Below are 22,405 nucleotides of genomic sequence, written 5' to 3'. Positions count from 1 at the left end.
GCTGTCGTTACTAATGCTGAAGTTGTCCTTATCATAGCTCAAGCAGTCGTTACCAACGTTGAAGCTATCGTTATCTAGGCATCATGCCGAATAACCTGTCTATCTTAGTCCGCTTAACATAGACGGTTGTGCGGATGCAAGCTCAAGAACCTAAAATATATACAACCCAAATTCATAAAACCTTCGCTAATCCTGACTTATGCGTAAGTCCTAACTTTTGACACATATCTCTGCTAGTCATAGGAAGACTTCAACGCCCAAGCCAGAAAGCGTTCTGTATAGTACAACGCCAACTGATTACTCACTCCATTAAAAACCGCATCAAAAGAATGTTCAGCCCAAGGAATTTCTAGCAAAACGGCACGATTTCCCGTTGCTTGCAATTGCTCGTAGATCTGGCGTCCAAACTTTGCCTGTACTAGATGATCGCGACCCGCATACACCAGTAAAGTAGGAGGAAGCTCTGGTTGAACGTAACTGATAGGAGAAGCTTGTCGGTAAACCTCTGCGAGTTCGTCGGGGGTTCCTCCCAGAAATGTCCGCAGTACAGCACGAGTATCGATGGGGTCTGGAAAGGGGGGGTCATAATATCCCTCAGTGAGGTTAACCGGTCCGTAGTAGTTCACCACTGCCCGAACTGGAACTGCATCTAGACGGTACGCGGCTATCATGGCTAGATGAGCACCTGCCGAGCGCCCCATCAGAGCCATTCGCTCAGTATCAACTTCTAACTCTTTGGCATGGATTTGAATATAGGATAGAGCCGCCTGTACATCCTCCAGTTGAGCTGGAAAGCGATACTGGGGAGCATGGCGGTAATCAATTGCCACCACTGAATAGCCTTGTGCTGCCATGTAGCGGTTGAATGTCTCGTTGTTATCGGGAGTACCAGTTCGCCAAGCTCCACCATAAATTACGATAATTGTCGGATATTTCCCAATGGGCAACGGTCGATAAACATTCAGCTTGAGTTTCACCCCGTCCGGTTTGGCAAACAGAATACCCCGATCAATGCGAACCTCCTCTATAGAAATTCCCCGAAAGGCATCTGCCAGAACAAGGGGCTGGGTACGCATTGGTAGCAACTCAGATTGAGAGACTTTTGTCAAGTAGTCGGTTCCCAATACAGTCTGCATCTCGGCAGCAATCCGTGCATTCGCCGCCGGGAAATGAATCAGCGGCAACACACTCAGGAGCAAACCGAGCAGGCTACAGACTAGGGCAACATTGTACAGCCAGCCTTCATGCCGTCTCAAGATAACTAGTATTAGTGCGATCGCATTGACACAAACCAGCCAAGGACTCACTTCTGGCGCACCCACTCCCAGAGGCAGTATCGCAAGCGTAGGAGCTGGGACTACAATCGAGAGGCTCAGAAATAATCCTACCGCACTCAGGAACAAAGGGATGAAAGGCGAAGCCAGGAACACCCCCAACAAGGTTAGTCTTGTTTTGCCCGGATTTGGTTCAAGTGACATCGACCTTTCGCTTACCAGGTAGGATCACTATAGAGATTAATGGTTAGCTGCTCGGAACCGGGAGGTACGGAACTGATACAGGCGCAAATGGTGCCGCCCTTATCCAGTTCTACCTCACAAGCATGGCAGGAACCCATTAAGCAACCTGTGGGAATGAAAACACCAGCACGTTCGGCTACTTGAAGTATAGGTTCTCCTACTTCAGCCTTAACGATAATATCATCAGGTAAAAATCGAATGCTAACAGTCATGAGCGGTTGTGGGTGTCTATCCTGATCGCACAATCGAAAAGATACCCGCGTCAGTTTTTCTGAGAGGGTAAAATTGGGCTTAAATCTAAATTAGCCTCTACCTTAGTCGCCACGGAATCTAAGAGAGCTTCTCGCTGTTCGCGGTAGTTGGGAATGCCAGTGGGAAGAGAAGATAAGCCCCGTTGGTGTCGTAGTTGATTCAACCAAGCACGCCGCCAAGGTCCGTTGTCAAACAATCCGTGCAGATAAGTACCCCAAATCGATTGACTCACATCAACAATACCTAAACCGGGGTCATCAAACAGCGGTTTGTAGGCTGACCGTTTTTCTGCCGTTTCCAAGTCCATGAGTCGGGAGCGTCCCTGATGGATTTCGTAACCCGCCACAGGCAAGCCAACATGAGGGTAGTTGGAGGTCACCAATCGCTGACGAGCGACTTTATGACCAACAAGCAGTGTTTTTAAGGGCAACAATTCTAACCCTTTATATTGTCCGGCGTGACCTTCAATCCCTTCTGGATCAGCGAGAACTTGACCCAGCATCTGGAAACCGCCGCAAATTCCCAAGACGGTTCCGCCAGCAGCGGCGTAGGTTTGAATTTCTTTTGCCATGCCGCTTTTTTGGAGAACCATTAAGTCGGCAATCGTGGTCTTCGTCCCTGGAATAATTACCGCATCTGGATATCCCAAGGATTGGTTTGGGGTGAGGTATTTGACGGTGACGCTAGATTCAGATTCTAGGGGATCAAAGTCGGTAAAGTTAGAAATGCGGGGTAGCCGAATGACGGCAATAGTAATTTCAGTCTCCTGCTTTTTTCTAACCAGACGATCAAGCAGGTCAAGGGAATCCTCAGCGGGAAATATCTCCTCCATCCAGGGAATCACACCGACAACGGGAATGCCTGTGCGTTCTTCGAGCCAGGTAATGCCAGATTGCAGGAGCGATCGCTGTCCCCTAAATTTATTAATCACTACTCCTTTAATTAAGGCTCGTTCTTCTGGCTCCAACAGTTCCAGAGTGCCGATTACATGAGCAAATGCTCCACCGCGATCAATATCCACCACGAGTAGGGTTGAGGCATTTAAATGCTTTGCCACTCGCATATTAGTCAAGTCACGGTGCTTGAGGTTAATTTCAGCCGGACTGCCAGCCCCCTCACAAACAATCAGATCAAATTCATTACCGAGACGGTGCAGTGATCCGACAATCGCCTGCCAACCCCGATCAAAGTACTGCTCGTAATAATCTGAGGCACTGACTTTACCCACAGCTTGACCCATAAGAATGACCTGGGATGTCATGTCTCCTTGGGGTTTGAGTAAAATTGGGTTCATTTCCACGCAGGGCGTTACGTCAGCCGCCCAAGCTTGTACTGCCTGTGCGTATCCGATTTCTCCTCCATTGGCGGTGACGTAAGCATTCAACGCCATGTTCTGCCCTTTAAAGGGTGACACCCGCCAGCCGCGCTTCGAGAGAATACGGCATAGAGCAGTAACAATCAGAGATTTTCCTGCGTGGGAGGTTGTTCCCACGACCATAATGGCTTTCATAGTGCAGGTTACGAGTTAGAAGGGGGTAGGAAGTGTAGATAGAAGCCACCCTAAAATGATGCAATCAAAGGGGCGATCGCAACCGACGGTTTAAAGCGTTATAGCACCGATCCCAAAGAGATGGGGGAGGCAAGATATTGCCTTGGTTTGCCCATTTTTCTACAAGTTGGTGTCCTAAAGGGGTTAAGCGGAAACTATCGGTAATGCCCTGACCGTCTACTTCTCGTCGTAAAATTCCAACTTGAATCAGCCACATCAAGTTGCCTTGCACTGCCAATTCCGACAGAGGACGCTTGATGTAATGGCGATTAACACCCTCTTGACCCGCGATCGCCTGTAGGGAAACACTCCTCGAACCCATCGCCGTAAACAAAGGCAACTGAAACGGCAAACAACGTAAGGCTTGCTCGGCACGTTTGACAGTGCGGACGGGATATTGGATGGACTGGGCGCTTTGGGACTGATTTGTAGTCATCACGGGCGGTAAGGAAATTAAAATCATGCTGATCCGCGATGGTATGCTTCTATCTTACTGACTCGACCCAAGAAGGCAACCTCCCTATCCTCTCAGGGTTGGTTTTGCCAGAATACCTGGCAGTTATTAATCCATAGAAGCCACATCGGTATTAATCACTACATTTTAGAGCCAGTTAAATCGTAATTCATTGTACTATTTAAAAGTTAAAGCTTGCATTCGTATACTAGACAGGAAAGACAAATTTATGGCTCTAAACGTTGGTACAGATGCCCCGGCATTTACTGCCAAAGACTCTGAGGGCAACACTGTTTCCCTGTCAGACTTTGCCGGAAAAACCGTTGTTTTGTATTTTTATCCCAAAGACGACACCCCTGGCTGCACCAAAGAGGCTCAAAGTTTCCGAGACAAATACGCAGACTATCAAGGCAAAGACATGGTTGTACTCGGTGTCAGCAAGGATGATGAAGCATCCCATAAGAAATTTAAGGAGAAGTTTGGGCTGCCTTTCCAACTGCTCGCCGATCCAGATGGAACCATTATCAAAGCTTACGATGTTGATGGCGGCGGTTACGCCAAGCGCGTGACTTATATCATTGACGGCAATGGCAAGATCTCCCATGTGGACGAGAAGGTTAAAACTGATTCTCACGCCCAAGATATCTTAGCCGCCATGAGTTAAGGCATCTTGCCAGAAATACCTGTAGGGGCACAATCTACCGTGCCCTTACCCATTAATACGACAGTGTTGGCGAATCGGGAAAAGCTAACCCCCTCCCATAAAAGTGAAGAGGGTTGAGCCCTACCTCAATTTGCTATTCCGGGAGTTGTAGATGGAGTCCCCGGAATGGCAGGTTGTGAATTGCCCAACCGCTCTAATTGCTGACGTCGATACTCGTCGATAGAAGTGTCTAAGTTTTTTTGAACGGTTTCTTCATCCAATTCGCCTGTACCCAGTCGGAGGCGATGAATCCAGTCCAGTGGACTTAAGCCACTGCCATCAGTCTGGCCCGTCAAAGCATCTACATCATTTGACCGATTCAAATCTTCTAGAGGATCGACAGTTCCTGCAGATTGAGCTACAGCAGGTTGAGATACTATTGCCGAGGTAATAGCGATCGCTGCGGTTGAAACGGCAATACCCAAAGCAATGGGAGCTAGCAGAGTTGAGGTCAATGCAGAAACAAGGGGAGTACTGATTTTCATGGCAGTTAATGGGGCAATGAGATAGGGGAACTCAATGTCTCTATTTAAGCAAATCGACGGCGAAGTAGGGGTCCAATTGCTAGCAATGCGACGACAGTAAAGCCTAGGAGTATCAAAATTGACCCGCCCAAGTTCACTGACGCCCAAGGAGCTTGCATCACCACACTTCCTAAAGACCACTCACTATTGAGGTAAAGGTAGCGAATCGGTTCAATAGCATAACTTAGAGGATTGAGGCTTGCCACGACCTGCAACCATCCTGGCATGAAGGAAAGCGGTGCAAGGGCAGTACTGGCAAACAGTAAGGGCAAGTTAGTCACAAAAATAACCGCAATCAGTTCAATGTGACCGGGTAGGGCAAACGCCAGCCCCAGACTCAGCGCCGTCACCCCCAAAACCAGCAGGAAGACAATCAGCGCGATTGTAGCCATTCCCACTAGATTGGGTAATCCTGCTCCTAGAAAAGCACTAGCGGCGACAATTACGACCGTTTGAATAAAGCTGAGGGCAACAATGTAGATGGCAGAAGCAGCAACAATGGAAAACCGCGAAGCTAAAGGAGCCACCAGTAAGCGGTTAAGGAAACCGAATTCTCGGTCGAACATGACAGGCAACCCAGCATTCAACGCGCCTGCGAAAGCCGTGAAGACAATCACGCCAGCACTGAGAAATTGCCCGTAGGAGAGGCTCTCACCAAAGAGTCCTTTTGGCGCATTTTGAAATAAAGCTCCGAATAATACGAGCCACATCAGCGGTTGAATAATCCCAGCAATTAGGGTGGAAGGACGCCGTTGGAGTTGAATGAATAGGCGTTTGGTAAGAGCCAGGGTTTCTTGGACGAACTCGCCCAAACCAGCTTTATCGCTAACTGAAATCTGAGTCGCTACCTCGGGTTGCCAGTTAATTTCGGATTTGGAAGGAGTAACTGTTCCACTCATAGTGCTTCTTAAATTAAGTCCTGTAAACAGTAAGAGTTGACTGCTCTTATTTCATACTTTGCTTTTTCTCTGCCTTGAGATCGCGGGTTCCAGCGGCAGCGAGTTCGGCATCGGTTAAAGTCTGACCTGTAGCCGCAAGGTAAACATCATCTAAGCTGGGTCGTGATTGAGCAATTCCGAAGATCGGCAAACCTGCATCATTCAGGGATTGCTGAATGGCTGTTAAGGCATCGCTTTGGGGTTTCACGACTAAGTTTAGAGAGTTACCTTGAGCTGTATTGACGATTACTTCTTGCACAAAGGGTAAAGCTTGAAGCATATCCTTGGCTTTCTGGGCTTCCTCCACGGGTGAGAACTCACGGATGCGCAGCGTGATGCGATCGCCTCCCACCTCGTCTTTTAACTGGGAAGGCGTCCCTAATGCAATCACGACGCCTTTATCAATAATTGCCACCCGGTCAGCCAATGCATCAATTTCTTCGAGATAATGGCTAGTAATCAACACGGTAGTTCCCGCTTTCTGCAATTGGCGCAGGAAATCCCAAACTACGACTCGGCTTTCAATATCCAGCCCTACCGTTGGTTCATCTAGCACTAAAACATCGGGTTGGTGAAGCAATCCTGCGGCTAAGTCCAGACGCTTGCGTAAACCACCAGAATAGGTGCCAGTCTTTTTATCAGCATAATCCTGCAATCCCAGTACCTCAATTATTTTAGGGATTCGCTCTTTCGCAAAAACGCTGGGGAGGTGATAGAGCGACGCTTGCAGTTGCAATAACTCTCGACCTGTGAGTACTTTATCTAGAGCAACCTCCTGAGCGACATAGCCGAGGCGTCGCCGCGCTGCTCTGGGATTGTCAATAACTGAGATACCAGACACCTCAATTTTGCCAGCATTGGGTTTGCTTAGGGTACACAGGCAGCGAATGGTTGTTGTCTTACCCGCACCATTGGGACCGAGTAACCCAAAAATTTCACCGGGTTCGACTTTGAAGGAGATGTCCTTGACGGCTTCGACATCACCGTAGCGTTTTTGCAGGTTCTCGATTAAAACGGCAGGAGCCATATATAGTTATCTATGCCTGAATTGGCTACACAAATCTCAACAGTCTTTACTTTCTTATATTAAGGGGTTCGTCGCGAGCCAGCGCATTTAAGCTTTATGCGCATATTACCTTTTTTGTCAAGTCTAATTTTTGGTCAATGGCTTACCTAGGTGCGGGTGCAGTGATTCAGGCTCGTGTTTGTAGAGTTATACTCAATAATTCTCTAATTTTAGCTCCGTCCGTTTGTACAAGCTCTCACTGAAATTGTAAATTTTCAGTAAAGAGCCATCTTCTCTCTGGACAATTTGCAGGCACTCTGATTTTTTTAGGTTCTGCCACCGAATTAAAAAAAGTTTTGTTAATCCTTTTAGCCTTAAAAAGCCCGAAAGCCTTGGGGATAAAATCTTCCTTGATGTGATGCCGTTCTGCAAGCTAATATTGAAGGGAAACTATAAATTTTTGCAAGGATGGCAAAACGCTCTAGACCAAGAGTAGATAAGGTATACCAATAGTCTAATAGTCTAAGGCAGGTTTAGAGCTTATTTTAGAAACTATGGGTTGCTATTTGCATTTTGGCAGGATATAAATCAATAAGAGGGAGTTAAAAATTTAAAACTACAACCGTTCGTTGCTAAACTTTCTCTAATTAAAGAAAGATAGATAGAGTTCCATTAGCCAACAAGACGTTATAACCACTTTTTAAGGAATTTATTGTTCCTGTCACCTTCTCACTAAAGCTATTCATGTTTTCCATTTACATCCTGACCCACAACGAAGAGATTGATATTGCTGCCTGCATTGAATCGGCACTACTATCGGATGATGTGGTTGTTGTAGATTCTTGTAGTACAGATCGCACAGTGGAAATTGCCTCGCGCTATCCCGTCCGCATTGTGCAACATAAGTTTGAGAGCCACGGTAAGCAGCGTACCTGGATGCTAGAGTCTATTCCCACCAAGCACAAATGGGTCTACATCCTAGAAGCTGATGAGCGGATGACCCCAGCCCTATTTCAGGAATGTCTGGAGGCAAGCCAACGCCAAGAGGCTATCGGTTACTATGTGGCGGAACAAGTCATATTTCTGGGTAAGTGGATTCGCCACAGTACTCAGTATCCCCGCTACCAAATGCGCTTGTTCCAAAAAGGGAAAGTCTGGTTCACAGACTATGGTCATACCGAACGGGAAGTGTGTAATGGCTCAACGGGTTTTCTAAAAGAAACTTATCCCCATTACACTTGTAGCAAGGGACTATCGCGCTGGATTGAAAAGCACAACCGCTACTCTACCGACGAAGCGGCTGAAACTGTGCGTCAGTTAGAACAGGGAACTGTCAATTGGCGGAATTTGTTCTTCGGTCACTCCGAAGTGGAACGACGACGAGCACTCAAGGACTTATCTCTGCGCTTGCCGTTTAGACCCCTGGTGCGTTGGATTTATATGTATTTCTTTCTTGGGGGTTTCTTGGATGGGAAAGCTGGAGTTGCTTGGTGTACGTTACAAGCGTTTTACGAATACCTGATTTTGCTCAAGGTTCAGGAAATGCAGCAAATGCCGCCATCGGGTATGGATAGAGTTCATTCAGTGGCGGAGGCACAAGCTGAAAATGTTCCGACGAAACAAGTTAGTAGTCTGCCTGAACGCCAGCTACTGGTGTCCCCCAGTCAAAGACTGACGTGATTCAAACATTCAAGCATTATGGACTAGTTTTCAGTGTAAGACTGCCTTTGGGTTGAAAAAGTGCGATCGCTTAGTGAACTCATCCTGATTCCGTACCTCTGTTAAGAGTTGAATCTCTGTTTGGACACGTTGGAAGTTGCTTTCACATAGCCAGAGTTGCTTGTTGCAAGTCTAGAGTTTCTCGGCTACCAAAAGGATTGGGTAACTGTGGCGATCGCTCTTTTGATGGCTCTAGAATTTTTTGGGCATCGTCTGAGGCAATTTATTTATAACGGAAGATGGCAATTCAGCCTTTTATTGATTAAAATACTATATACTAAGGAAGAAGCGCTTGTACGAGAAGGACTCAGACAGGTTCTGCAAAAAGAAGATTAGTCGCAGAACCCATAGCTCGATTGCAAGGGTCTATCCCTGTATTAAACGTTATACCTTTGCAGCAAGTACTATTTTGGAGTGTGGCAGTATCTAAAGTATCTCCTCAGCCGAGTTAGTTGCCTCAGAAGGGGAACCGTTGAGGGAAATCGGGAGTAAGATTCTTTGCGGTAGTTCTTGCCACCTACTATAGGGTAGCGTCTGATCAAGAACTGGTGTCGTACTTCAAGTCACAATCACTTGCAAGGGTATTGATACTCAAACCGGGAAAAAGTTCAAGGTTTCCGGAGCCACTCGGCATTGGGGTGTTCTTATCTACTAATTGGTACGCTATCCAATTTCAGCCCCCATTTGCGAGACTTGCGATGGAAGACATTAAAAATACAAACTTTAACAAAACAACCGTTGACGATAGAACATTCCAGCCCCATCTGATCGTTCAAGCATTAGCATTTACAGCGATCTTGTACTTTACCGTGGGTGATACATCACCCAATATAGGAGGGGCAATCAATCCGTTTCTTGAGTCTGAGGTTCAGTTATCAGCAACCGTTGGTCATGCCGTGTTGCAGCATACGGCACAGCATTCACGGATGCCTCCTTCTAATCTTCGTGTGGTGGATGCTCAACCCCATACTTGGCCCGATAACTGTTTGGGATTGGGGTATTCTGAGGTATCTTGTACTCAGATGCCAGTCCCTGGCTGGCAGGTTGCTGTAGCTAGCGGACAACGACGTTGGACTTATCGGACGGATGTATCGGGTTCGGTAATCAAGCTAGAAGGCAAAAGCGTTTCACCCAGCGAATAAGCTACCCAGGTTGCCTCAATACTGGCTTTAAAAACTTCCCCTAAAAAACTACCATTTCCCAACTTACTCCGGCTATACTACATAAAATAATCCTCTTTGGTATAAAAAAATACATGGAGTACTGAAAGCGAGTTTTGCACAGATAGAAGTTCTCGCGATCACAAAAGTACTCCTCTCATCGGTCTGAGAGGAAAAGTTCTCCAGGGAAAAGGAAATTGAAAAATGACTTGGGATGAACGTTTTTATGATGTCATCGGATTTGGTGACGAAGTTCCCGGTGTCCTAGCGCTTATTGCTGCGGCTAGAGAGTATCGCCGCCGGACATTGAAATACCCACGAGTCCTTTTAATGTCCAAAGGCAGCAAATATGAAGGTGTGGGCGGTCATCTAGTCAGAGGGGGACTTGCCTATCTCGATCGATGCCAGGTTTCAAAAGAGCTGCAAAAATCCCATGGCTTGGATACCTTTGGGACACCCTCCACACTCTACAAAGAATTCTTACAGCGAGCCGGTGTTGTCTCCATTGCCCTTGATCCCCGCAAGGCGGCTGCCGCTCTTCAGCGGATGATGCAAGAGGCTGGGGTTGCTCTGATCCGGGACGTGAAGATTGAGTCTATCTTAAAAGAGGGTCAGAGGATAGTCGGCATCCATTTAACCCGAGGTGAAACCTATTCGGGTCAGCAATTTATCGATTCTACGGTGAATGCCGAGTTAGCACAAGCGGCTGGAGTCGATAAACTCATGGGATTTGCAACCTTTGGCTTGCCAGAATCGGAACTTCCCGTCACTCTAGTCTTTGAAACGGAAGGACTTAGCGTTACACGGCTCAAACAGATAGAGCAAGCCTATCTCAAACGCTTTACCAATCTGGCTGATACCCAAGCTCAGGACTTTCTGAGGCACGCTACTGCTGGGGATTCCCAACTTGCTGAACGACTCCGGCAGGATATGGTCGATGCCAACGGCAATCTCAAAACTATGTGGGTAGGCAAGGATTACATCGACATCCGCTCTCCAGCTCTATCCGTAGCCTACCACTCGTTCCGGGGCAAAAAGTTATCCCTGGCTGAAAGTGGTGTCATGCTAGACAAGGGCAATGTTGCGATACTGCCAGATGGCAGGCTGTCGTGGAATGCTCTGTTGTTTGCGGTTAACGGCACCCAAGCCGAGGAACTTGCCCGAGGAAGTGCCAAGCCGACTCAATCGATGCTAGACGAGATGGCATTTGTCCAAACCTGGATGAAGAGTATCGGCGCGTCTTCTATCCAGCCTGCATCCGAACTTTACATACGACACGCTGGCAACGTCACAGGAGTTGTAGAACCCCTGACTGGCTCAATGATGCTTGCAGGTGGCGTCCCGGCTTGGGAAGCATTGGGAACCTTTGCTTATCATTTTGATGTACGAGGTGGTATTCCTGGTATTGGTATCAAGGCTCATGCTCAAGGGTTCAAGAGTGTTAGTTTCAGTGCGCCTGTTTTCAACGTTGGCATTCGGCACGCCCAAATTAAAGAGGTTCCCAACTTAGCCGTCGTTAGTCCGGCTTCTGGATTTGGGGGGTTTGCCTCTGCTGCGGGTAGGATTGTAGAATTTAACGCAACAGTTGGGCAGGGCTTGGGCATCGCGGCGATGATTGCTCTTCTCAGTGGCAGAAATCTATCAGAGGTATCCAGCCTGGAGGTGAGACAAGTTCTCACACAGACGGGTCAACTTCCTCGTGTCTTCGGAGTAGCTCAAACGGTGGAAGCCACTAGACTGAGAGATTTTGAGACGGTTATCGTTTGATACCCAATTGCCTTGAAAATCCCCTTTTGTACTCTGAAAGTAGAGACGTTGTATGCAACGTCTCTACAAGATGTCGGCTGAATTTAATCTCACCCATTAATCTGCCGATGCGTTGGATGGCTGCCAATCCTCTGACACATCAGGGGGTTCTGCTGGCATGGGAAAAAGCAATCCAAAGGCTGTCTGACGCTGCTGTGGTGTTTCAGTGCTGTTATTCCACAAGGTTTCGTAGAAGAAAAACGACACACCTGCAAATCCCCGCTGCCGGACTGCCTCAACTTGCTTCTTGATTTGCGACAGGGAAACGGGTTTCTTGTTCAACCCACTCAAGATACCGATTCCAGTAGGGATGTGACGGCGTGCTGCTGTAATTTCCGGCTGCTCTAATTCTGAAGTAAAGGTGTTGAAGTCGTCTCGATAAATCTGCACGATTAATTCTTCTACCAAGCCACGCCGTTCCCACTGATGCCAGTCTGCTAAGGCGAATTCGTAGGAGTAAGGCAGCGGATTGGGAGAAACGGAGAGGATAACGTCTTGCTTGGTGTCTTTAATTGCCCGGAACAGCCGCGTCAGGTAATCGGTAATTTTATTAGCCCGCCAGCGTACCCATTCGGGATCATTGGGGTTGGTTGGGGGTGCTTTGCCTTGGTGGTCTTTTTTGTACAACTCTACCGTGAAGTCGTCATAACCAAACTCTACTGGCAAACCAAAGTGATCATCGAGCTGGATGCCGTCCACATCATAGTTCCGAACAATCTCGACGACTAACTCTTGAATGAATTGCTGTACTTCGGGTTTAAAGGGATTGAGCCAGACGATCTCTTGCAGTTTTCTATCCTCAGCTTTTAAGCCGTTGGGAACCTGAGTCTGAGTGCCGTCTCGCTTTTGGGTGAGCCAATCTGGGTGGCGTTTGGCTAATTCAGAGTAGGAGGGACTCTTGAAGCCAAATTCAAACCAAGGGATAACTCTCATGCCGTTTTGATGCCCCACCTCAACTAGTTCTTTGAGAACATCTCGCCCCTGCAATCCCCGTTCTGGATCATAGGACTCTTTCTCTAAGGGCGTCGATATCTGCGCTTCGCGTCCGATAACCTGTTTGGCAACCTGACTCGGATAGAGAGTGTATCCCCAATTCCAAACGGTAGGATATACCGTATTGAAATTTAGTTCTTTGAGGCGTTGCAGGGCACTAGTGGTTTTTTCTGGGGAAAAGAGCACATCACTATCAATATTTGTCAACCACACCCCCCGAATCTCTTCTGTTAAATTATTCGTTGGGGTCTTCGCAGTGGCAATATACTGGGATGGCACTAATGCTGTTTTTTGGGTCGCTTGGCACAAAAACGTCGCAATCTCAGCTCTACTTGCCGTTTGATTGGGGTTAAATGTCCGGACGTTGGGGTAATTGACGACGAGCTGGTTTTCTGTAGCGGCTGCTATTGCACCTTGGGAATAGTCGGGGATTTGAGCCGCATCGGTAAACGCAGCTTGTAATGTCTCCTGGTGAGGTTGAGTGGGAACGTACTTCAATCCGCTTGCTAGGGACACCAGCGCTTGTACGCGGGGGATATTTTGATTGGGCTGAAAGACACCACCGGGATAACCCGCCAGAAATCCGGTTTGATACGCCTTGCGAATAGAAGTACTTGCCCAGTGGCTGGCTGGTACATCCGCAAATTTTCCACCCGTGCGTAACTCAGATGCATCGGCGAAGGATTGACTTAGCATTGCCGCAAACTCAGCCCTCGTGACGGGTGCATTTGGCTTAAAGCTGCCATCTGGGTATCCCCTGACGATCTGTTGCAATGCCAACTGTTCGATGCAAGGTTTTGCCCAATGCCCTTGGATATCGTTAAATGTTATTTGAGAGTAAGCTGCCGTTGGTTGCCAGATTGCGGCGAAAGCACCCAGTAAAAACAGGCAAACTAGCCAAGCCTGATGTCCAAAAGTACGGCTAAAAGAAACCAGCCCATCTGCCCAAGCTGTCAACAAGCGTTTTAGAAATCGTTTCATCGTTATTGAATATACATAGGTCACTATTGACGCCAACGCCTCCAACCAATCGGGAATGACTGGGATAGTCGGAGAAAAGTTGCTGTCTTGGCGACTGTTGTCCGTTTTCGATAGCAATCAACCATTTTTCTGGTTCTCCTTAGTCTTCAAGAATCTCCTCTCTACTCGTCCATTTAAGCTTGACAGGCTACTACTGCCCACTCCTTACTCGAATTTTTTACTTTTGGAGTGTATGCTTTGGGGTTAGAGCTTACCAGCTAGCTGTTACCTGAACTTTCCTTAGGTTGAGGGCTAAGGACGTTAGTTCTTCTTGAGGGTAATTGATAGTTGTAGATTATCGGGTCATTCAGGTTCTTGATAGCTTTGAAAACCAAACTGTACCTTTGTGCAAAGGTACGTCTGCTTTAAAGAAGAGGCGATTTGTAAAATAGTGGTTAAGTAAGGGATGAAGCTGAAAGCCCGGTTTTTTTGAGAGGGAGAACCCAGTGCCTCGGCTGCCCTCCTGTCTTAATTTTTTCTTTACAAACACTCTCTAACGGTTCCTCCAATTTCCTCCCTATCTGTTTCTCCAAGCCTGTCCCCTTGAAGTTAGCAGCGTTGCTGCTGAACTGCTCATCCACAAAAAAGCGGCGAACCCTAACCTAATGTAGCGTAATTGCCCTCTGGAGTTAGGTGACATTGGCTGACTTTGAGGATTCTCCACCAATACAGTGGATCTGGATGGATCAACCCTTAATGTTAAGTTTTATGACAAACGAGAGGATTGTAAGGCGATCGGACTGTTTTTCTATATCAGCCGACCTAAACCCATACTCTAATCTGATATTAAAGATTAGAAATTGTAAATCGAGCTGTGTTGAAAAAAAATGATAAAAATTTAAGAAATTTTAAAGAAAAATTAAATTAATTTAGTACAAATCTTCTACTATTTTCCTATGACCAAACACACTGAGTTAAACGATGGGGATTGCCCAGCAAATAACAAAGCACTGGAAAGGCTGATTAGAGCTATCAGTATGTCTCAAGGTCAATTTTCATTGATTTTAGTGTGCTGCCAGTGCTCACCTCAACCGCTACAAGTGTTAAACCAGCTCCAAGAACTCTCCTCATTACCCGTTCAAGGTGTGAGACTACATCCCTCTGTAGACACCCTATTTACCGCCGTGTTCACTTCCCTGGAAGAGCCACCACCACCAGCATTAGTCGTTTTTGGTTTAGAGTCCGTTGTGGAAGTTGATCGGGTGTTAAATGCCACCAACCTAGTCCGTGATGAGTTTCGCAAACAATTTCCGTTTCCTTTAGTGCTGTGGATTAATGATGAGATTTTGCAAAAGCTGATTCGGCTGGCACCAGATTTTAAGAGCTGGGCAGCTAACCCGATTCGGTTAGAGCTTCCTAACAATCAGTGTCAAAAACAAACATCTAGAATGGTCTGTGTGAATGGATAATAACTAAAAAGACCAGAGACTCTGTTCCTGGGCTTTTCATGTTGATACCCAGTTAGCATTCAAAGAAGTAATTGATCTCTCCCCCGCTCCCCAACTCCCCGCATCCAACCGCTAAAATACAATTCTGACTACAACTGAATAACCTGCCGTGCCAGTTACTTGAAATTCCAAGCTGCGATCGCTAAACACCCCCATCCCAAGATAAAGGCAACTCCCCCAAAGGGGGCAATGGCTCCCGCCCACTTCATACCCGTTAGACTCATAGCATACAAACTACCTGAAAATAGGGCAATACCAACGATAAACGCCAACCCTGCTGTTACCAGCATCGACTGGGCAGCTTCAGCACGACTGAGTAACAATGCCACCACTAACAAAGCTAGGGAATGGTAAATTTGGTAACGAGTACCCGTTTCAAAAATGTCTATCGCCCGTTCGCTCAACTTTGCTTTCAAAGCATGGGCAGCAAAGGCTCCCCCAGCAACAGCAAAACCGCCCAGAAGAGCAGCAATAAATAGAAATATCCGAGCCATCTTGATCTGGTTTATAGCACTTATACTCTGCACCGTCATAAACTGAGCACTCAAGTCAGCGAACAGCAATCAGCCTTGAGCGAACTGCTAACCGCTGATTACTGTTCTATAAGAAAAGAAAGTAGTGAAGCATAACTAACTAGGGCTTTGTTCGAGTGCCTCTAGACTTCTTACACTGCTAGCTTTTCAGGAAGATAACCCAACTCTTCTAGTTTTTGTAGGACTTTTGCCACACTTTCGGACAATTCTTCTAAGTCAGTGCGGCATTCAACCTCTGGGTTCAGTGGCGATTCGTAGGGATCATCAATTCCGGTAAAGCTCTTAATTTCTCCAGCACGAGCTCGCTTGTAAAGCCCCTTAACGTCACGCTCTTCACAGGTGGCGAGGGGAGCGTTGACATAAATTTCAACAAAATCTCCAATTCGCTGGCGTACCTCTTCCCGAATTTCCCGGTAGGGAGAGATCGCAGAGACTAAGACAATCACGCCGTTCCTGGTTAGCAGGTGAGATACGAAACCAATGCGGCGGATGTTTTCATCCCGATCAGCTTTACTAAAACCCAATCCTTTGGTTAGATTCTCACGAACTATATCTCCGTCCAAAATTTCCAGGTTGTGTCCCTTCGATTGCAGAGCCTCCGCTACGGCTCGACTGATAGTGGTTTTCCCTGCACCACTCAAACCTGTGAACCACACTGTAACACCACGCTGCTTCATGAATAATTGTCTCCTGCTAGTCTCAAGTATGCTTTACTAATTAAGACTCATTCCATCTGAGGATGCCAATGAACTGGGTGTAAATTGTTCTCCTCTAACCTCTTAGAAGGCACTTTACTTGGTGGAACTGAACCCTCACGCCGAGCTGACAAGTTAAAAATAGTCTAAAGGAAAACCCTATACTATTACCCAATATCACCAGCCACTTATTGTAAAGAGTTTGTAAAGATTATCAATAACTGTAAAATGCCACACACCATTATAGGTAAACACCTGCTCAGACAGTTGACTACTCTGGTTGAAGGTGTAAATTGATAAGATTGCAAGTTACAGTCCCTAAAAACCGCTCCCAAACCTCAATCGATCCATCTGCCATTTTAAGGAGAATCGACCCTTGTCTCGTCGCTACCTATTTACTTCCGAATCCGTTACCGAAGGTCATCCTGACAAAATCTGCGATCAGATTTCCGATACCATCTTAGATGCGCTGCTCACTCAAGATGACCGCAGCCGTGTTGCAGCAGAAGTCGTTGTGAATACTGGTTTGGTACTTATTACTGGTGAAGTCACCACCCAAGCCAATGTTAACTACATTGACTTAGCTCGCAAAAAAATAGCTGAAATTGGCTACATCAACGCCGAGAATGGCTTTTCAGCGAATAGCTGCGCCGTTATAGTTGCCTTGGACGAACAATCTCCTGATATTGCCCAAGGTGTCACGACAGCCCAAGAAAGCCGGGAGGAGATGAGTTCCGATGAATTAGACGCAATTGGCGCAGGGGATCAGGGTTTGATGTTTGGTTTTGCCTGCAACGAAACCCCAGAACTGATGCCCATGCCCATTAGTCTGTCTCATCGGTTGTCTCGGCATCTGGCAGCCGTGCGCAAATCGGGGCAGTTACCTTACCTACGTCCCGACGGCAAAACCCAAGTCACCGTCATCTATGAAGATGGCAAACCTGTTGGAATCGATACCATCTTACTTTCTACCCAACACACTTCTACCATTGGTGATATTACCAACGAATCGGCTGTGCAAGCCAAAATCAAAGAAGACCTTTGGGCAGCAGTGGTTGAGCCAAGTTTTCGAGATATCCATATCAAGCCTGACCAGCGCACCCGCTTCCTCGTCAACCCTACCGGTAAATTTGTGATTGGTGGTCCTCAAGGGGATGCAGGGTTAACAGGTCGCAAGATTATTATCGATACCTACGGTGGCTACTCGCGCCATGGCGGTGGTGCTTTTTCTGGCAAAGACCCTACGAAAGTAGACCGTTCTGCTGCCTATGCCTGCCGTTATGTTGCTAAAAATATCGTGGCAGCAGGTCTGGCAGAAAAATGCGAAGTTCAGCTCAGTTACGCGATTGGTGTCGCTCGACCCGTTAGCATCATGGTAGAAACCTTTGGTACTGGGAAAGTAGATGAGGATCAGTTGTTGGAACTAGTGCAGCAGCATTTTGAACTTCGTCCTGCTGGAATCATTCAAAGCTTTAATCTGCTCGAGCTACCCAAGTTACGGGGCGGTCGCTTCTATCAAGATACTGCGGTCTACGGTCATTTTGGACGTTCCAATTTAGATCTGCCGTGGGAACAGACTGATAAAGCCGAACAGTTGCGAGAGGCTGTAAAACCACCACTTTCAGTTTCAATGAGATGAAAAATGGTATAGCAATTCCTATTTAAGTGAAGTACATTTAGTTTTCGTACCTACTCCCTGAAATTCAGAGCCTTTGTACCTCACCCTATAGAGAAATGTAATAGATCGATGAGTTTCTGCCGTTATTCCTATCAGGAGAGCGGCAGCTTTTTTGGCTATATGACAGTTGGAGGGCGAAATGTGGGTGGGAAGTCCCTAACTGCAAAAATAACAGAGCGCTTCTAGTTGAGCATCAACGATTGACTTGGATGACGTTGAGATTAATGAGTCACTGTTATCAGGATCAGGCTGTGCCTTGAGGCTATCCTGCTTGAGCTGAACTTCAGAAACTTGGCACTCTAGAATTCTGGATGGATTGTTTGCTAGCAAAGAACAGGACTTATGCATTCGCCCCGCTAATTCTCCCTTGGTTAGAAAGGAGGGGGGAACCCGATTTACTTCCCCCAAGGTTGGGGAGTTTGGGGGGCTTTCGCAATGGTGTTTGCGTAAGTCCTGAGAATTGACTTTAGCATTTGCAGCTTGAATTAAGCGGTTAATGAAGTTCATGCCTGTGCTCTCGGTATCAAATAATAGATTTCGCTTCTATTTTGCTTTTCAGCCGCAAATTCCATAATCCGAACCCTTCTGAGCAAGATTTCGTGAAGAATCCGACAATTTTTGTAAAGATAGAGCCTATTGGTAATAGCTCTGAAATTCCTGAATGCACCTCAAGGCGTTGTGTGTTCAGGTAAGAGGCTAAGTCGTTTTAAATATTTTTTTCTGATTCCCTTGACTTTATTGCTATTTTTATAAAAGATAGGAGAGTTAGCCTGGATTTGTTGGTAATTTCCGGTTTCTAAAGCGGCTATTCCTGTGTAATACATGACATACTTTAGTATTACTAATTTTCCTAATGTATTACACCAGAAAGTAGCAGATGAGCACCTGTAGTTCTGAACTTTTAGTTGTGGATGCACCGGAAATTACTAACTTTTGTGCTTTGAATAAACTGAGCTGTGAGTTTCTGGATAGCGTTTTTTGAGAGCTGCTCTGATGTCGGTTGCCTATTGGTATCGCAACTTTGACTAGTGCCAAGTCATTGGTCACAAGAGATAAGTAGGTCGGCACGAATAAAGCGAACTATGTTGCCAAACTTAAAGATGCTTGAAACCCTTACTAATAAAAAATGACGACCTTTACCCGTTAAGTGGAACCAGTGCCGACCTACTTACTCTCGCATTGAGAATTCTTCACACACCGGGTGCCGTCCCCTCCGCCAACCCATCCAAATACACCGGAGGGAGGTGTATATCCCTCTTCTGTCTAAGTAGAGGTGACTTGCTGCCAATAGTTAATGGCTGTGTCAATTTGACCTCCAGCCATTATTCACAGAAACAATGTACTTCACTCACTCTCGGCGATCGCGTCTGGATCAATACCCAAAGAACGCAACCTGGCTACCAACAATTCATTACGCTGTCGTTCTTCGTCTAATTGAGCCTTTGCTGTTTCTGCCTGCTGGCGTTCTTGTTCGGCACGTTGGCGTTCTTGTTCAGCACGAAGGTGTTCTTGTTCAGCACGCTGGCGTTCTTGTTCAGCACGAAGGTATTTATCGCTCTTTTGTCACTCTGGGAAGAGTATAAATCTGTTAAAACAGGCTGTGAGCTATGAGGATTTGGTCATGGCAGATGTTAACGTGACTGAATATTTCATTAGCGATCGCTCTCAATGAGGTATTCCCACAACCTCACCCGTTCCCTCAATCACATTTCCGATAGTAGAAGCCGCAACACCTTGGGACTCAAACCAACTACGAACCGACTCTGCCTGTGCTGGCGGCACGAGTACTACAAAACCAATACCCATGTTAAAGGTATTAAACATCGCCTCAGGACTAACCTGACCTGCTTCAGCTAACCACTGAAAAATGGGTGGCACTACCCAGCTCTTTGCTTCAATGCGAACCGATTGATTCTTACCGAGGCAGCGTGGCAAATTTTCTGGCAACCCTCCACCTGTGATGTGCGCCATACCGTGAATATCAATTCCAGCACGCAGAGCATCCAGAACGGGTTTAACGTAAATCTGAGTGGGTGCTAACAAAACGTCACCTAGGCTTTTGCCTGCCAGTTGTTCCGGACAGAAGTCCCAATTTGAGCGGCGTGCCTCTTCTCCATAAGCACTGCCACTCGGTAGGGTTTTTACTGAAAACTCCTGAACAATTTTCCGCACCAGACTAAAACCATTACTATGAACCCCCTGACTCGCCAAGCCAATGGCTACGTCTCCTATCTGTACCTGAATCCTGTTGAGCAACTGGTTCTTTTCAACAATACCCACGCAAAATCCCGCCAAGTCATACTGCCCTGACTCATAGAAACCGGGCATTTCTGCTGTCTCCCCTCCTAGCAAAGCACAACCTGCCATGCGGCACCCTTGAGCAATACCAGACACAACTTGAGTCAGTTGCTCGGAGTTGAGCTTGCCCGTTGCCAAATAATCTAAGAAAAATAGTGGCTGTGCTCCAGACGTCAACACATCGTTGACACACATCGCTACCAAATCGATGCCAACGGTATCGTGGCGGTTGAACTCTTGAGCTAGCTTGAGCTTTGTGCCAACGCCATCGGTTCCCGATACTAAAATCGGTTCGTGATACCCCGTCGGTAACTGGAAACAACCACTGAAACCACCCACTCCACCTAGAACTTCAGGTCGATGGGTGCTGTTTACCAGATTCCGAATGCGATCAACAAACGCTCGACCTGCTTCGACATCAACACCAGCTTCTCGATAATCCATTGAAACAAATTAAGGTTGTGAGCTAGAGATGCTCCGATATATTTTACCGCTTGCTTACTCGCTAAAGTAGCAGTCTGTGTCAGCAAATTTCCCAAAAAACAACCAGTCAGCCCCTAATAAGAGATTGTAGAAGCAAAACAAGTATTGTAAACTTTTGTTAAAGTTAAGTGGTTTTTCGGAGGAAGTAAAAACGCTGCAAGCTTTGCTGGACAAAACATTGATGCCAATCAACAAGCGTAAAGTTTTGATAAAATCTTGTGGGTCTACCGAAGATCACCGATCCCCAACCCCGAAACTTCATGTTAGTCTGTGGCAGTTCAGAAAAATAGCTCGTACTCGTTTCGGGTTCGTTCTATATTTTCGCATTTGAGTTCTCTATGCACTACAACCGGAAACACTAAACTCACCTAGAATTCCAAATGCTTTTGAAAACAGGCTTATGAACCAACGAATTTGGAGTGGCATTACCGTTACTCTAGTGACAACAGCCCTCGGTACAGCACTATTGAATCCTGCCCAACAAGCGATCGCAGTTGACCCAGATTCCGAGGGCAACTCTTCTCCCACACAGATGCAGGAGTTATCAGCAACTCCCACTCCGGCATCAGAACAAGCACAGGTGGAGCCGACGGAAGTCGTGAAAGTGGGAGAATTTCAATCACAGGCGACTGAAGAAGAAGACGTCGTTGCCAAAATTCATGCTTACGAACTAGATGGACGTCAGGCAGCCACCCTCTACGTCCGCAGCATTCCCGTCCTGACGTTCCTAGGCTATCCAACGACAACCGCTAACGATACTAAAGTCGGAGAAACGGCTGAAGCCCCCTTACCTCAATCTCAACAAAAGGTAGCAGGTAACTCGATTGCAGCCAATAATCTGCCGATGTCTAGCCAATCTAATGCGGCGAATGGAGAGAGCGGAAATGATGCCGTTTGGAGAGCTACAGCCATTGCTGCTCAACTCAATCAACTCCATCGGGATAACTTAGATGCCGAAGGGATCGCCGTTCGCTGGAAAGCAGACTGCAACTGCTACAGCATCAACGTACAGGATCAGGAGTTAGTGCAAATCAACGAAAACACGATCTTGCCAGACACCACAAAAAATCCAGCAGAAGACGCCCTGCAAGCGACAAATCGCCTCCGCCGACTGATGGGCAACGCTCCCCCCTTGCGCGAAATTGCAGGCAGACCAAAACCACCAGTGCGTACCGTTACACAAGTTGCCATCGGTCCGGTTCGCTTTCAGATTAACGGCATCGCCTCTTGGTACGGTCCTGGCTTCCACGGCAATCCTAGCGCTAGTGGTGAGCGATACAACCAAAATGCTCTAACCGCTGCCCACCGCAACTTACCGTTTGGAACCAATGTACGGGTGACAAACTTAAACAACGGTCGCTCTGTGGTTGTACGGATTAACGACCGAGGACCCTTTATAGGAGGTCGGGTGATTGACCTTTCAGCAGCAGCCGCCAGAATGTTGGGAATGATACAAACCGGTACGGCTCCCGTGCGTCTGGAAGTTTTAGATACTTCACGTTAGAGTATTCCAAGAAAAAGATGATCCAAAACCAGGGATACTGAGAGAGTAATTAGTGTGCAATCTGCTGTATGTCTTCAGAATCGTTAATCAAACTAAGTGATAGTCTTCGGTCGTTGTACATCAAG

Annotated in this window: 21 protein-coding genes; 9 read left to right on the top strand and 12 right to left on the bottom strand. The window is 46.9% G+C overall.

From position 1 onward, the window contains the following. Positions 1–233: 233 nt before the first annotated feature. The 4 genes from IQ257_RS05465 to IQ257_RS05450 form a co-directional block, all read right to left on the bottom strand. The gene (locus tag IQ257_RS05465; RefSeq protein WP_193872572.1) at positions 234–1,478 is read right to left on the bottom strand and encodes an alpha/beta hydrolase; all 1,245 of its coding nucleotides are present in this window, start codon (positions 1,476–1,478) and stop codon (positions 234–236) included. Positions 1,479–1,489: 11 nt separating this feature from the next. Next, positions 1,490–1,729, bottom strand: a complete 240-nt coding sequence (locus IQ257_RS05460) for a 2Fe-2S iron-sulfur cluster-binding protein (RefSeq protein ID WP_193872571.1) — start codon at positions 1,727–1,729, stop codon at positions 1,490–1,492. 50 nt (positions 1,730–1,779) lie between these two features. Further along, on the bottom strand, positions 1,780–3,279 hold the full coding sequence (cobQ, locus tag IQ257_RS05455; protein WP_193872570.1) for a cobyric acid synthase CobQ: 1,500 nt from the start codon (positions 3,277–3,279) through the stop codon (positions 1,780–1,782). A 64-nt stretch (positions 3,280–3,343) separates the two neighbouring features. Then, on the bottom strand, positions 3,344–3,754 hold the full coding sequence (locus IQ257_RS05450; protein WP_193872619.1) for an Npun_F0494 family protein: 411 nt from the start codon (positions 3,752–3,754) through the stop codon (positions 3,344–3,346). Between the two features lie 247 nt (positions 3,755–4,001). Here IQ257_RS05450 and IQ257_RS05445 point away from each other — a divergent pair, with 247 nt between their 5' ends. Next, positions 4,002–4,436 carry a peroxiredoxin gene (locus IQ257_RS05445; RefSeq protein WP_193872569.1) on the top strand — a complete coding sequence of 145 codons (435 nt, stop codon included), beginning with the start codon at positions 4,002–4,004 and terminating at the stop codon, positions 4,434–4,436. 125 nt (positions 4,437–4,561) lie between these two features. On the opposite strand, the gene IQ257_RS05440 is transcribed toward IQ257_RS05445, so the two are convergent. From IQ257_RS05440 to IQ257_RS05430, 3 genes are read right to left on the bottom strand one after another with little or no spacing between them, the layout of a single operon-like run. Further along, positions 4,562–4,960: a hypothetical protein gene (locus IQ257_RS05440; RefSeq protein ID WP_193872568.1), complete on the bottom strand. Its 399-nt coding sequence runs from the start codon at positions 4,958–4,960 to the stop codon at positions 4,562–4,564. Positions 4,961–5,004: 44 nt separating this feature from the next. Further along, entirely contained in the window at positions 5,005–5,898 is an 894-nt protein-coding gene (locus IQ257_RS05435) for an ABC transporter permease (RefSeq protein WP_193872567.1), read from the bottom strand. 46 nt (positions 5,899–5,944) lie between these two features. Continuing rightward, the gene (locus IQ257_RS05430; protein WP_193872566.1) at positions 5,945–6,964 is read right to left on the bottom strand and encodes an ABC transporter ATP-binding protein; all 1,020 of its coding nucleotides are present in this window, start codon (positions 6,962–6,964) and stop codon (positions 5,945–5,947) included. Positions 6,965–7,687: 723 nt separating this feature from the next. Between IQ257_RS05430 and IQ257_RS05425 the strand changes: the two genes are divergently transcribed. The 4 genes from IQ257_RS05425 (at position 7,688) to IQ257_RS05410 (ending at position 11,589) form a co-directional block, all read left to right on the top strand. Beyond that, positions 7,688–8,623: a glycosyltransferase family 2 protein gene (locus IQ257_RS05425; RefSeq protein WP_193872565.1), complete on the top strand. Its 936-nt coding sequence runs from the start codon at positions 7,688–7,690 to the stop codon at positions 8,621–8,623. A gap of 156 nt (positions 8,624–8,779) precedes the next feature. Next, positions 8,780–8,998 (top strand): hypothetical protein, encoded by a 219-nt coding sequence (locus tag IQ257_RS05420; protein WP_193872564.1) that lies wholly within the window; start codon positions 8,780–8,782, stop codon positions 8,996–8,998. Positions 8,999–9,360: 362 nt separating this feature from the next. Beyond that, entirely contained in the window at positions 9,361–9,804 is a 444-nt protein-coding gene (locus tag IQ257_RS05415; protein WP_193872563.1) for a hypothetical protein, read from the top strand. Positions 9,805–10,026: 222 nt separating this feature from the next. Next, the gene (locus IQ257_RS05410) at positions 10,027–11,589 is read left to right on the top strand and encodes an FAD-dependent oxidoreductase (protein WP_193872562.1); all 1,563 of its coding nucleotides are present in this window, start codon (positions 10,027–10,029) and stop codon (positions 11,587–11,589) included. Between the two features lie 96 nt (positions 11,590–11,685). Here IQ257_RS05410 and IQ257_RS05405 read toward each other — a convergent pair whose 3' ends face one another. Continuing rightward, positions 11,686–13,602, bottom strand: a complete 1,917-nt coding sequence (locus IQ257_RS05405) for a glycoside hydrolase family 10 protein (RefSeq protein WP_193872561.1) — start codon at positions 13,600–13,602, stop codon at positions 11,686–11,688. Positions 13,603–14,537: 935 nt separating this feature from the next. Here IQ257_RS05405 and IQ257_RS05400 point away from each other — a divergent pair. Continuing rightward, positions 14,538–15,050, top strand: a complete 513-nt coding sequence (locus IQ257_RS05400) for a hypothetical protein (protein ID WP_193872560.1) — start codon at positions 14,538–14,540, stop codon at positions 15,048–15,050. Positions 15,051–15,205: 155 nt separating this feature from the next. Here the strand turns inward: IQ257_RS05400 and IQ257_RS05395 are convergent, their stop codons facing one another. Then, entirely contained in the window at positions 15,206–15,583 is a 378-nt protein-coding gene (locus IQ257_RS05395) for a DUF423 domain-containing protein (RefSeq protein ID WP_193872559.1), read from the bottom strand. Between the two features lie 170 nt (positions 15,584–15,753). After that, positions 15,754–16,329: an adenylyl-sulfate kinase gene (gene cysC, locus IQ257_RS05390; protein ID WP_322744204.1), complete on the bottom strand. Its 576-nt coding sequence runs from the start codon at positions 16,327–16,329 to the stop codon at positions 15,754–15,756. Between the two features lie 364 nt (positions 16,330–16,693). On the opposite strand from cysC, the gene metK reads away from it, so the two are divergent. After that, a complete protein-coding gene (gene metK, locus IQ257_RS05385; RefSeq protein ID WP_193872557.1) occupies positions 16,694–17,956 on the top strand; it encodes a methionine adenosyltransferase in 1,263 nt (420 codons plus the stop codon). Between the two features lie 195 nt (positions 17,957–18,151). On the opposite strand, the gene IQ257_RS05380 is transcribed toward metK, so the two are convergent. Then, positions 18,152–18,502 carry a hypothetical protein gene (locus IQ257_RS05380; protein WP_193872556.1) on the bottom strand — a complete coding sequence of 117 codons (351 nt, stop codon included), beginning with the start codon at positions 18,500–18,502 and terminating at the stop codon, positions 18,152–18,154. A gap of 830 nt (positions 18,503–19,332) precedes the next feature. Here IQ257_RS05380 and IQ257_RS31065 point away from each other — a divergent pair. Then, positions 19,333–19,578, top strand: a complete 246-nt coding sequence (locus IQ257_RS31065) for a hypothetical protein (RefSeq protein ID WP_193872555.1) — start codon at positions 19,333–19,335, stop codon at positions 19,576–19,578. Between the two features lie 82 nt (positions 19,579–19,660). On the opposite strand, the gene purM is transcribed toward IQ257_RS31065, so the two are convergent. After that, a complete protein-coding gene (purM, locus tag IQ257_RS05370) occupies positions 19,661–20,737 on the bottom strand; it encodes a phosphoribosylformylglycinamidine cyclo-ligase (RefSeq protein WP_193872554.1) in 1,077 nt (358 codons plus the stop codon). Between the two features lie 439 nt (positions 20,738–21,176). Between purM and IQ257_RS05365 the strand changes: the two genes are divergently transcribed. Further along, entirely contained in the window at positions 21,177–22,280 is a 1,104-nt protein-coding gene (locus IQ257_RS05365) for a septal ring lytic transglycosylase RlpA family protein (protein ID WP_193872553.1), read from the top strand. Positions 22,281–22,405 lie beyond the last annotated feature (125 nt).

This window comes from Coleofasciculus sp. LEGE 07092 (assembly GCF_015207375.1).
GTDB lineage: Bacteria > Cyanobacteriota > Cyanobacteriia > Cyanobacteriales > Coleofasciculaceae > LEGE-07092.
The sequence above is the reverse complement of the archived record's forward strand: the minus strand, read 5'-3'. Positions and strand labels throughout refer to the sequence as shown.